General features: G+C 34.0%; 10 protein-coding genes. All 10 read left to right on the plus strand.

What is annotated here, in order from left to right; translation table 11 throughout:
* Positions 1-25 precede the first annotated feature (25 nt).
* The gene (locus ACE94K_RS07790; RefSeq protein WP_378182373.1) at positions 26-1,000 is read left to right on the plus strand and encodes an NAD-dependent epimerase/dehydratase family protein; all 975 of its coding nucleotides are present in this window, start codon (positions 26-28) and stop codon (positions 998-1,000) included.
* A gap of 63 nt (positions 1,001-1,063) precedes the next feature.
* Positions 1,064-2,251 carry a glycine C-acetyltransferase gene (kbl, locus tag ACE94K_RS07795; RefSeq protein ID WP_378182376.1) on the plus strand — a complete coding sequence of 396 codons (1,188 nt, stop codon included), beginning with the start codon at positions 1,064-1,066 and terminating at the stop codon, positions 2,249-2,251.
* A 348-nt stretch (positions 2,252-2,599) separates the two neighbouring features.
* Positions 2,600-3,430, plus strand: coding sequence for a prephenate dehydratase (locus ACE94K_RS07800; protein WP_378182379.1), 831 nt, complete (start codon positions 2,600-2,602; stop codon positions 3,428-3,430).
* Positions 3,427-4,623: a pyridoxal phosphate-dependent aminotransferase gene (locus ACE94K_RS07805; protein WP_378182381.1), complete on the plus strand. Its 1,197-nt coding sequence runs from the start codon at positions 3,427-3,429 to the stop codon at positions 4,621-4,623. The genes ACE94K_RS07800 and ACE94K_RS07805 overlap by 4 nt, the downstream gene beginning before the upstream one ends.
* A 12-nt stretch (positions 4,624-4,635) precedes the next feature.
* The gene (locus ACE94K_RS07810) at positions 4,636-5,484 is read left to right on the plus strand and encodes a prephenate dehydrogenase (RefSeq protein ID WP_378182384.1); all 849 of its coding nucleotides are present in this window, start codon (positions 4,636-4,638) and stop codon (positions 5,482-5,484) included.
* A gap of 45 nt (positions 5,485-5,529) precedes the next feature.
* On the plus strand, positions 5,530-6,612 hold the full coding sequence (locus ACE94K_RS07815) for a chorismate mutase (RefSeq protein WP_378182387.1): 1,083 nt from the start codon (positions 5,530-5,532) through the stop codon (positions 6,610-6,612).
* A 50-nt stretch (positions 6,613-6,662) separates the two neighbouring features.
* Positions 6,663-7,616 (plus strand): ribosome small subunit-dependent GTPase A, encoded by a 954-nt coding sequence (gene rsgA / locus ACE94K_RS07820; protein WP_378182390.1) that lies wholly within the window; start codon positions 6,663-6,665, stop codon positions 7,614-7,616.
* Positions 7,617-7,670: 54 nt separating this feature from the next.
* Positions 7,671-8,123 carry a D-aminoacyl-tRNA deacylase gene (dtd, locus tag ACE94K_RS07825; protein WP_378182393.1) on the plus strand — a complete coding sequence of 151 codons (453 nt, stop codon included), beginning with the start codon at positions 7,671-7,673 and terminating at the stop codon, positions 8,121-8,123.
* Positions 8,124-8,148: 25 nt separating this feature from the next.
* The gene (locus ACE94K_RS07830) at positions 8,149-10,065 is read left to right on the plus strand and encodes a DUF3857 domain-containing protein (protein ID WP_378182396.1); all 1,917 of its coding nucleotides are present in this window, start codon (positions 8,149-8,151) and stop codon (positions 10,063-10,065) included.
* 16 nt (positions 10,066-10,081) lie between these two features.
* Positions 10,082-12,106 (plus strand): transglutaminase, encoded by a 2,025-nt coding sequence (locus tag ACE94K_RS07835; RefSeq protein WP_378182399.1) that lies wholly within the window; start codon positions 10,082-10,084, stop codon positions 12,104-12,106.
* Positions 12,107-12,173 lie beyond the last annotated feature (67 nt).

The following is a 12,173-nucleotide window of genomic DNA, read 5'->3' on the forward strand; positions in this document are numbered from 1 at the left end:
AAAGTGTTAAAATTTTAAAAAGTATATGGATACGAAAATTTTGGTAATTGGTGCAAACGGACAATTAGGTTCTGTATTGACAAAAGAGCTTCAGAAAAAATATACCATAGAAAATGTTATAGCCTCAGATCTAAAAAAAAGTGAGGATTGTAAAGGAATTTTCGAAGTTATTGATGCTACTGACAGAAATAGGGTTCAAGAAGTGGTAGAAAGATATGGTATTACCCAAATATATCATCTTGCCGCTATCCTGTCTGCCAAAGGAGAAGAAACACCTTTGAACACTTGGGATATTAATATGAAGACGTTATTCAATGTTCTCGAGGTTTCCAGAAATAATAATATCGATCGTGTATTTTTTCCCAGTTCTATCGCGGTTTTTGGAGAAGGAGCTCCTTTAACTAATACACCAAATGATGCCTATTTGAATCCAGCTACGGTCTACGGTATGAGTAAAGCATCTGGAGAGAATTGGGCCCAGTATTACTTTCTTAGATATGGACTTGATGTAAGATCGATTCGTTATCCTGGTGTTATTGGATACCAATCATTACCAGGTGGAGGAACAACTGATTACGCAGTAGATATATATCATAAAGCGGTGCGAAAAGAAGATTTCAGTTGTTTTCTAAAAGCGGATGCTACGCTTCCAATGATTTTTATGGATGATGCCATAAGGGCAACTATAGAATTGATGGAGGCTCCAAAAGAAAATATTAAATTACGAACTTCTTATAATATTGCAGGGATTAGTTTTTCTCCAGAAGAAATTGTTGCTGAAATTCGTAAATTATATCCTGATTTTAAAGTTAGCTATGAACCTGATTTTAGACAGGAGATCGCATCAAGATGGCCAAAATCAATTGATGATACTTCTGCAAAAAATGATTGGGGATGGAAATCACAGTTTAATTTGAAAGATATCACAGAAATAATGATTCAAAAATTAGAAGACAAATATAAAAAGGGTTCGAGAAATAAAGAAATTTTAACGCTATAAATCCTTTGATTATAGAATTCGAAATAAAGTTACTAGAAATTAAAAATAAACAATAGAATCACTATGTTTTCAAATATAAAAGAAGATTTACAAAAAGAACTGGATGATATTAAATCTGCCGGATTATATAAATCCGAGAGAATAATTACTACACCTCAGGGAGCAGAAATTGATACGACAAACACAAAACACGTTTTAAATTTTTGTGCAAATAATTATCTAGGTTTATCGTCTCATCCCGATGTAATTCAAGCTGGTAAAGATGCTATTGATTCACACGGCTATGGATTATCTTCTGTCCGCTTTATCTGTGGTACTCAGGATATCCATAAGGAATTGGAACGAAAAACAGCTGAGTTTTTAGGTATGGAAGACTGTATTTTGTATGCTGCTGCTTTTGATGCAAATGGTGGTCTTTTTGAACCTATTCTTACTGCAGATGATGCGATTATATCTGATTCTCTAAATCATGCTTCTATTATAGATGGTATCCGTTTATGTAAAGCAAAACGGTTTAGATATGAGCATAATAATATGGTCGATCTTGAAAAACAATTAAAATCTGCAAAGGGGGCCAGAAGAATATTAATTGTAACAGATGGCTCATTTTCTATGGATGGAACGATTGCTCAATTAGATAAGATTTGTGATTTGGCAGATACGTATGAAGCGATGGTAATGATCGATGAATGTCATTCTACAGGTTTTCTTGGTAAAACCGGACGAGGAACCCATGAATATAGAAACGTAATGGGTAGAATCGATATTATAACAGGAACCTATGGAAAAGCACTTGGCGGTGCCTCAGGAGGATTCACTGCAGCAAGAAAAGAAATTGTAGAAATGTTAAGACAACGCTCCAGACCGTATTTATTTTCTAATACAGTAGCCCCATCAATAGTAGGAGCTTCCATAAAGGTATTGGATTTATTAAGTTCTTCTACAGCCCTTAGAGATAAATTAGAAGCGAATACCAAGTATTTCAGGTCAGAAATGACTGCCGCAGGTTTTGATATTGTTCCTGGAGATCATCCAATAGTTCCTGTGATGTTATATGAAGCTACCTTGGCACAAGAGTTTGCTGCTAAACTACTAGACGAGGGTATTTATGTAATTGGTTTTTTCTATCCTGTCGTACCTCAAGGAAAAGCTAGGATCAGAGTGCAATTATCAGCAGGACACGAGCGCGAACACCTAGAAAAAGCCGTAAAAGCATTTACGAAAGTTGGTAAAGAGCTGGGAGTAATATAATTACTAACGTTTGTTAGTGTTCAAAAACATAAAAGATTCTCATGATTACTTAATTTTTATTTAAAAATTGTTATTCATTTCCATTAAAAAATTAATATTTAATGATAATAGGTTTGAATCTATGAAAAAAATGAAAATTTGTTTTAAAAAGAGATAGTTTTGGCTACTTTAGCACCATAATATTGAAACAACAATGAACAATTTGTTTACTTGGAACCGATTTTATTTTTTCTTCTTTTATTTTAAAAGTAAGATCGGGATAACTATGTAAATGAATAAGTAAAATTTATAAATTTAGAATCCCGATGAAAATTCGGGATTTTTTTTTGAGGTAAAAATTTAAAACGTTTGAGAAAGAAAGTTGCCATACAAGGAATAAGAGGTTCTTATCATCACGGAGTTGCACAAGCATATTTTGGGAATGAAGTGGATGTTGACGAATGCATGTCTTTTCAGGAACTGGTTCATAGTCTAGAAAATAAGAAAAGTACAGATGCTGTAATGGCTATAGAAAATTCTATAGCAGGATCTATAATTCCTAATTATGCGTATATCGATGAGCACGATTTGACGATCTGTGGAGAATACTTTCAACCGATTCATCATTGTTTGATGGCTTTAGAAGGGCAAGAGATTTCTGATATAAAAGAGGTGTATTCTCATCCTATGGCATTGTTACAGTGCAAAGAGTTTTTTAGAGGGCAACCTCATATTAAATTGGTGGAAGATGCAGATACCGCAGATGTTGCAAAAAGAATTCAGGAACAGCAATTAAGAGGTGTTGCAGCGGTGGCTGGTGAAACAGCGGCTAATATTTACAAGCTGCATATTTTAGCAAGAGAGATACAAACGATTAAATCAAATAGTACACGTTTCTTTATACTGCATACTAAAGAAGATTCTGGTGTTAATAAAGAAGAAATTAATAAAGCATCATTAAAGTTTTTGACGGACCATAAAAGAGGGAGTTTAGCTACTGTGCTCAACGTAATGAGTGATTGCAGATTAAACCTTACAAAGATCCAATCATTACCGGTAATCGATATGCCCTGGAAATATTCATTCTTTGTAGATGTTACCTTTAATAAATATGAGGATTATCAAAAAGCTATTTCCATATTAAAAATTATGGCATTAGAACTTAAAATTTTAGGAGAATATAAAAATCAAAACGGATGAGCATTCAGACGGCAAAACGGTTAGAAACAGTTGAGGAATACTATTTCTCTAAAAAATTACGTGAAGTAAGAGCTTTAGCAGCTTCAGGAAAACCTATTTTGAATATGGCTATAGGTAGCCCTGATTTGGATCCGCCTAAAGAAGTTGTGGAAGCAATACAAAATGCGGTTGTTGTTGATGGCGCTCATAAATATCAAAGCTATCAAGGATTACCAGAATTGAGACAAGCAATTGCTGATTTTTATAGCAACAAATATGAGGTGTCTTTAAATCCGGAAAACGAGATTTTACCTCTAATGGGATCCAAAGAAGGGATTATGCACATATCCCTGGCATATCTGAATGAAGGTGATGAGGTGTTAGTTCCAAATCCTGGATATCCAACATACACATCGGTTACCAATTTGGTAGGTGCCAAACCGATATTCTACGATTTAGTAGCCGACAATGAATGGGAACCTGATTTTGAAGCTTTGGCAAAGAGAGATTTGAGCAAAGTGAAAATAATGTGGATTAATTACCCGCACATGCCCACCGGTGCTAATGGAAATGTCAAATTGTTTAAAAAACTAATTGCTTTTGCACGCGAGCACAATATTTTGTTGGTAAAAGATAATCCATACAGTTTTATTTTAAATGATAGTCCCATAAGTATTTTGTCTATTGACGGTGCTAAAGAGGTTGCTTTAGAATTAAATTCCTTGAGCAAAACATTCAATATGGCAGGATGGAGAGTAGGAATGGTGAGCGGAAGCAAGGATAAAATTGATGCTATTCTTAAAGTAAAGAGTAATATGGATAGTGGTATGTTTCAAGGAATCCAAAAAGGAGCTATTGCTGCATTAAACATTTCTAATAGTTGGTATACACAGATGAATACGATCTATAGAGAAAGAAGAGAGTTGATCTGGGAATTAGCTACTATGCTTGGATGTACGTATGATAAAACAGCAACAGGAATGTTTGTTTGGGCAAAATTACCAAAGGGTATAAATGCCATGGAGTTCATTGATGATATTTTATATCAGAAAGATATATTTATTACCCCCGGAGACATTTTTGGAAGTAATGGCAAAGGATATATTCGTTTTTCACTTTGTGTGACTAAAGAAAATATAAAAGAAGCCATAGGAAGATTTAACAAAGAAAAATTACAAATTGCGAATAATACTATCGCAAATCAAAAATTGTAACGCGCAAATAAAATGAAAGTATTCGTCATAGGAATAGGGTTAATCGGAGGATCATTTGCTATTGATATAAAAGCTGCTTTTAATGAAGCAGTGATTTATGGTATTGATAAGAGTGAGAATCATCTGGATAAGGCACTGTCTTTGGGAATTATAGATAAAAAATCAAGTTTAGATGAATTAGATAGTGCGGATGTAGTTATTACTGCCATACCAGTTGATGTCACGGTCAAACTTTTGCCGGAGATTTTAGATAAGATCACTGATGAGTGTCTAGTGTTTGATGTGGGATCTACAAAAGAGAAGTTGTGTCAATCTGTAAGTGAGCATCCTAAAAGAAGAAACTATTTGGCAGCACATCCTATTGCCGGAACTGAGTTTTCTGGACCTCAAGCAGCTATTGCGAATTTGTATAGAGGGAAAACCAATATTATTTGTGAAGTCGAAAAAACAGCGTTTAAACTGCAGGAAAAGGGGATGGAAATTTTTACCAGATTAGGAATGAGAATTCGTTACATGGATCCTGCTTCCCATGATAAACATATAGCATATGTATCGCACTTATCTCATATCAGTTCTTTTATGCTTGGAAAAACTGTGATTGAAAAAGAAAAAAATGAAAGGGATATTTTTGATATGGCTGGCAGTGGATTCGCATCTACCGTTCGATTGGCAAAAAGTTCTCCAGAAATGTGGGCGCCAATTTTTAAACATAATAAGGCGAATGTCATCGAAACTCTAAATGAATATATTGCAAATCTTATACAATTTAAAGAATTAATGGAAGAGGATAATTTTGTCGAGATTTATAAAGAAATGGAAGATACGAATCATATAAAAGCAATTCTGAAAGGAATATCATAAAATAACCACCTAAAACTAATACTAATAAAGAATTAAAAAATAAAGATGGAGAATAAAAAAGAACTAAGAAACTGGTTGGACGAATATAACTTGGATCACCCTTTGGTTATTGGAGGTCCTTGTAGTGCAGAGACTGAAGAACAAGTAGTAAAAATAGCACATCAGCTGAAGGATTCTGATGCTACCGTTTTACGGGCAGGAATATGGAAGCCGAGAACAAGACCGGGTAACTTTGAAGGAGTGGGAGCTTTAGGCTTGAAGTGGTTGCAACGCGCCAAGGAAGAAACCGGGATGAAAATAGCTACAGAAGTAGCAAATCCGCATCACGTGGAATTAGCATTAGAACACGGCGTAGATGTTTTATGGATTGGAGCAAGAAGTACAGTTTCTCCGTTTATAGTTCAAGATATTGCAGAGGCTTGTAGAGGAATTGATAATCCTGTTCTTGTAAAAAATCCAATCAATCCTGATTTATCTCTTTGGTTGGGTGCTGTAGAACGTTTGTATACCTGCGATGTTAAAAATTTAGGAGTAATTCATAGAGGTTTTTCGACTTATGAAAAGACAAAATATCGCAACATTCCAGAATGGCAGATACCGATTGATTTACAAAATCGCTTTCCGGATTTACCTTTAATTTTGGATCCTTCACATATTGCGGGAAGAAGAGATTTGATCTTTGATCTTTCACAAACAGCGTTGGATCTTAATTTTGATGGATTAATTGTAGAAACGCACTATGATCCCGATAACGCTTGGAGTGATGCTGCACAGCAAATTACACCGGATACTTTAATTCAGCATATGAAAAACTTAAAAATTCGTAAAGAAGTTGGCGTAGATGAGGCTTACCAAAGAACCTTAAATGAATTGCGTGCAAAAATAGATGTAGCGGACAACCAATTATTAGATATTTTATCTAAAAGAATGAAAATTTCAGACGAGATTGGTAAAGCGAAAGCAAAACAAAATGTAGCTATTTTGCAGTCCAAACGTTGGAATGAAATTCTAGGTAAAATGATCCTTGAAGGAGAAGAAAAAGGGTTGAGTGAGGAATTCATTTTAAGAATATACAAAGCCATTCACCAGGAATCAATCAATCATCAGGAAAAAGTTGCTAGATCTTAAATATTCAGAATGCTTATTGCGTATAGAGATTTATTTGCATCTTTGCGGTTATGACAGGAACTGTATATAAATCTACCGGAAGTTGGTATACCGTAAAAGCAGATAACGGTAAGGTGTACGAGTGCCGAATAAAGGGTAAATTTAGGATAAAAGGTATTAAAAGTACCAATCCTGTGTCCGTTGGTGATATAGTAGATTTTAAGTTAGAAACTAAGAATGATACAGAAACCGGTGTGATCGAAAATATCAGAGAACGCCGTAATTATATAATCCGAAAATCTGTAAATCTTTCAAAACAAACCCACATCATTGCCGCAAACATTGATGTGGTTTTTTTATTGATTACGTTAAATAATCCACCAACATTTACAACTTTTATTGATCGTTTTTTGGTAACGGCAGAAGCGTATGATATCAAAGCAGTGCTGCTATTTAATAAAATAGATACCTATAATGAAGAGGAGCTTGTCGAAATAAAATATTTAGCTGCTTTATACAGAAAAATAGGGTATGAATGCATTGGTATTTCTGCAAAAACAGGCAAGAATATTGATCAGGTGAAATCCTTAATGGAAGGAAAAGTCAGTATGTTTTCAGGTCATAGTGGTGTCGGGAAATCTACGTTAGTTAATTTGATAGAACCTGATTTATCTCTTAAAACTGCAGAGATTAGCGACCAGCATCAGCAAGGTCAACACACAACTACTTTTGCAGAAATGTACGATCTTAGTTTTGATGCTAAGATTATTGATACTCCCGGTATTAAAGGATTTGGTATTGTAGATATAGATAAAGAAGAGCTAGGTGATTATTTCCCCGAATTTTTTGAACTTAAGGAGCAATGTAAATTTAATAATTGTCTTCACATTAATGAACCTAAATGCGCGGTTAAAGATGCCTTGGATAACGAACAAATTCCTTGGTCCAGGTATAAAAGTTACCTGCAAATTCTGGAAGGAGAAGAAGAGCATTACAGGAAAAATAATTACGATAATGAAGATTAATCTATTTTTTTGCATTTCGATGGTAACATTTTGTTCTCTTAAGACACTTACATAATGAGAGCGGTAATTCAAAGAGTGTCTAGGGCATCTGTAGAGGTTGAAGGAGAAATGATCTCGCAAATAGACGAAGGTCTTTTAATATTGATTGGTGTAGAAGATTCAGATAATATGGAAGATATAGAATGGCTTTCTGGTAAAATATGTAGGTTAAGAATATTTGGAGATGATAACGACGTGATGAACAAAAGTATAAAGGATATAAACGGAGAAGCAATTGTTGTAAGTCAATTTACATTGCACGCTAGTACACGTAAAGGAAACAGGCCGAGCTATATAAAAGCAGCAAAGCCCGAAATTGCAGTTCCGTTATACGAAGAGTTTGTGAAGCAACTAGAATTAGATTTAGGTAAAAATGTTGGAACAGGTATATTTGGAGCCGATATGAAGGTTTCGCTTCTTAATGACGGACCGGTTACCATCATAATTGATACAAAAAGTAAAGAATAAATAAACACCCCAAAATAAATTTCATATGATTAAAAAAATACAGCTATTCCTAGTTGTGGGTTTTCTATGTGTTTTCGCAAGAACACAAGCTCAAGATGATCTAAGTTTACAAGCCATACTTATAGATTCTATCCTTACTGAAAATGCAAATGCGATTGTAAGATCAGAGGATATAGTGATTGAAGTGAATTCAATAAGCTCTGTTACCGTAAAAACAAAACGTATTGTCACAGTTTTAAATAAATATGGAAATCGTCACGCAGATTCTTATGAGCCTTACGATCCGGATACCAAAATTAAAAAAGCTAGAGCTACAGTTTATAACGCTTTAGGACAAGAAATTAAAAAGTATAAGAGAAAAGATTTTAGTGATAGAAGTATGTACGATGGTTTTTCTCTTATTGGTGATAACCGATTTATTTATTTTGATCATACGCCTACTGGCTATCCCTACACAATGGTTTATGAAAGCGAAGTAGAGACCAAAAATACAGCTTTTATAGAGCCTTGGTTTCCAATAGCAAATTATCATCTAAGTGTAGAAAAAGCTTCATATAAAGTTATAAATCCAGAGAAAATTCCATTAAGAACAAAAGAAAAATCGTTTGATGGATATCCGATAGAAATTACAAAAGGAGATCAGGAAATAGCTTACGTCATATCCAAAGTCCCTGCCATAAAAAAAGAATACAAGAGTCCTTCTTTTAAAGATGTTGCACCTAACGGGAAAGTGACCCTAGGGAACTTTTCTTTAGTTAATGTCGAAGGCGCAGCGGATGATTGGACAAGTATGGGTAAATGGCAATATCAAAATTTAGTATCAGGAAGAGATCAATTACCCGAATCAGTCATTAGTAAGATTTCTGAATTAGTAGCAAATGCAGGTTCTAAAAAAGAAAAAGCAAAAATCATCTATGAATATGTGCAAAACAAAACCAGATATGTAAGTGTACAGTTAGGTATAGGTGGATGGATGCCTATGATGGCAGAAGATGTAGATCGATTAGGTTATGGAGATTGTAAAGCCTTAACAAATTATACAAAAGCGCTCTTAGAAAGTCAAGATATTCCAGCGTATTATACCGTAGTCTATGGGGATTCTGATAAAAGAGATATTGATGCTGATTTTGCTTCTATGCAAGGAAATCACGTTATCTTAAATGTACCCGATGAAGAAGAAGATATATGGTTAGAATGTACCAGCCAGACTGCTCCGTTTAATTTTATCGGCGATTTTACTGATGATAGAAACGTGCTTGTGATCAAACCGGAAGGAGGAGAAATCAAAAGAACTAAAAAATATAGTCCCGAAGAAAATACATCGCATACTACTGCCAACATTTTTCTGCAACCCGATGCTTCCATGGTCGCAGACATCGTATCTGTTTCCCAAGGGTTGCAATATGATTGGAGATATTTGACAAAATTAAAGCCTGTTAAAGATCAAAAATTATACTTTAAGGAATATTGGGATTATGTAAACAATTTAAATATCCTGTCTTTGGATTTACAGGATGACAAGGATAATATTAGCTATCAAGAAAAACTAAAAGTAAATGCAAGGAATTATGCAACAAAGACCGGAAGCAGACTCCTAGTGATTCCCAATGCCTTTAATCGAGTAAAAAATAAAAATCCTAAATACAAAAACAGAAAAACGCCATTGGTTATTTCCAGAGGATATGTAGATTCTGACGAATATATCATTAATATACCTTCAGGTTATGAAGCTAATAAGCTTCCGGAGCCCAAAGAATTAGAAACTATTTTCGGAACATATTCTTACCATCTTGAAAAGTTAGATGAATCAAAATTGAAGTTTACCAGAAAACTAAAAATAAATGATGGAAAATACCCAAAAGAAAAATACGAAGAATATAGACAGTTCATGGCTAACATTCGTAAGACAGATAAAACAAAAATAGTACTTAAACAACAGTAACCACTAATACATAACAATGGGAAAATTATACAAGATAATAGTTATTGTATTTCTGATTATATCATCAGATATCATTGCGCAGGAATACAAATTCGGTAAAGTTTCTAAAGAAGAATTACTAGAAAAATCATATCCTCTGGATAGCTCGGTGAATGCGGCGATCCTATATGAAAATAAAAATGTTTACTACAGTTTTAATCAACAAAATGGATTTCAGTTAATTACCGAAGTTTTTAAACGAATAAAATTATACACGAAGGAAGGTTCTGATTTTGCGACTGAGGAAATATTATTATATAAGTCTGGAGGTACCAAGGAAAAAATAAGTAACCTTAAAGGGAAAACCTATTCTTATGTAGGAGATAAAGTAGTAGAAACCAAATTGAAGAAAGATGGGATATTCGAAAATGAATATACAGAAAATCAGGATCAGCTTAAGTTTACCATGCCATCTTTACAAGAAGGTTCTGTTATCGAGTTTAAATATAAAATTACTTCTCCTTTTATATATAACATAGATAGGATTTATCTGCAAAATGTGATTCCTATAAAAAAGCTGGAGGTTCAGGTAAAAATGCCGGAGTTTTTTAATTTTAAAAAGTTAACTACAGGATATTTACCAATTAATCTTAAAGAATCCAGTACGCAAGATATTATTAATCTCACTTCAAAATCAAGATCAGGTGGTGTTAGCGCCCTGGGTAGAAATACTCAATATTCTACCAATGAAGTGGATTACAGGATTAATATTAATAAAGTCAATTCTTCAAACATACCTGCATTTAAATATGAGCCTTATTCTGGTAATATACAGAATTACATATCCTCTATTAATTATGAGTTGTCTTATGTAAAGTATCCTAATCAACCAGCCGATTATCGTTCTACGACTTGGGAGGATGTCGCTAAAACAATTTATGAGAGTTCAAGGTTTGGAGAAGAACTGAAAAAAAGTAATTACTATAAGGAAGATATCGCTAATTTGATCAATGGACTGAATAGTCAATTAGATAAGACCGTAAAAATTTATGACTATGTAAAGAAAAAAATGACGTGGAATAAAAGAAGAGGTGTTTTTACGAACAGTGGCACTAAAAAGGCGTACAAAGAAAATACAGGTAGTGTAGCAGAGATAAACTTAATGCTTACTTCTATGCTTTTAGAAGCCGGTATTGATGCAAATCCCGTGATTTGTAGTACTAGCGATATGGTCATACCGCTTTTTCCAACCATTGATGGATTTAATTACGTAATCAGTAGGGTTAAATTAGCAGATGGAGCTGTAATATATCTAGATGCTACAGACAAGTATGGTGTGCCTAATGTTTTGCCGGATAGAATAATAAAGGGTATGGGAAGAGTTATTGCCAAAAATGGGACATCCCAAATGGTAAATTTCAGACCTGTTAAGCCTTCTGTAAAAGCCTTTAGACTACAATGTGAATTTGATGACCAGGGAGTGGCTAAAGGTATAGTAAGCGTAAATCATAAAGATTACTTAGCACATAACTTCAGGGTAATGAATGCAGCAAAGGATGATGAAAGCAGAGCAAAACGTTTTGAAAACAACTTCGGAATTACTGAAGTAGAAGAATATACTGTCAATGGTGTTAAAGAGTATGGAAAAGGAGTGAGCGAAAAATTCAATTTTACGGTAGAAGATCAAATTGAAGCCATAGAGGATGAGATATTCTTTTCGCCTTTATTGTTTTTAAGAGATAAAGAGAATGTCTTTAAGTCAGATGATAGAAAATATCCAGTAGACTTTGGATACGGCTTTTCTAATAAGTATATGGTAAATATTAAAATACCTGAAGGTTATGAAGTGGTTGAATGTCCAAAATCCGCTGCACTTAAACTTCCAAACAATATGGGTAAATTTACCTTTAGATCTAACGTTGCTAATGGTGTAATTCAGGTTGTGGTAGATGAAACAATTACAGCTCCAGTAATTCCGGCAAGCTATTATCCGGCTATTAAGGAGTTTTATAATCAGGTGATACAGAAAGAAAACGAACAAGTAGTTCTTAAAAAAATCTAAATAGAATTATTGATCTTTATGACTGAGTCTTATCTGTTGTAAGGATCAAAATTCGTATTAAAATACC

This window comes from Aquimarina besae (assembly GCF_042434905.1).
Lineage (GTDB): Bacteria > Bacteroidota > Bacteroidia > Flavobacteriales > Flavobacteriaceae > Aquimarina.

Excerpts from the sequence above, each read along its gene's own strand:
- ACE94K_RS07790 (WP_378182373.1), top strand. The coding sequence starts at position 26 with ATGGATACGAAAATTTTGGTAATTGGTGCAAACGGACAATTAGGTTCT.
- kbl (WP_378182376.1), top strand. The coding sequence starts at position 1,064 with ATGTTTTCAAATATAAAAGAAGATTTACAAAAAGAACTGGATGATATT.
- dtd (WP_378182393.1), top strand. The coding sequence starts at position 7,671 with ATGAGAGCGGTAATTCAAAGAGTGTCTAGGGCATCTGTAGAGGTTGAA.
- rsgA (WP_378182390.1), top strand. The coding sequence starts at position 6,663 with ATGACAGGAACTGTATATAAATCTACCGGAAGTTGGTATACCGTAAAA.
- ACE94K_RS07805 (WP_378182381.1), top strand. The coding sequence starts at position 3,427 with ATGAGCATTCAGACGGCAAAACGGTTAGAAACAGTTGAGGAATACTAT.
- ACE94K_RS07835 (WP_378182399.1), top strand. The coding sequence starts at position 10,082 with ATGGGAAAATTATACAAGATAATAGTTATTGTATTTCTGATTATATCA.
- ACE94K_RS07830 (WP_378182396.1), top strand. The coding sequence starts at position 8,149 with ATGATTAAAAAAATACAGCTATTCCTAGTTGTGGGTTTTCTATGTGTT.
- ACE94K_RS07815 (WP_378182387.1), top strand. The coding sequence starts at position 5,530 with ATGGAGAATAAAAAAGAACTAAGAAACTGGTTGGACGAATATAACTTG.
- ACE94K_RS07810 (WP_378182384.1), top strand. The coding sequence starts at position 4,636 with ATGAAAGTATTCGTCATAGGAATAGGGTTAATCGGAGGATCATTTGCT.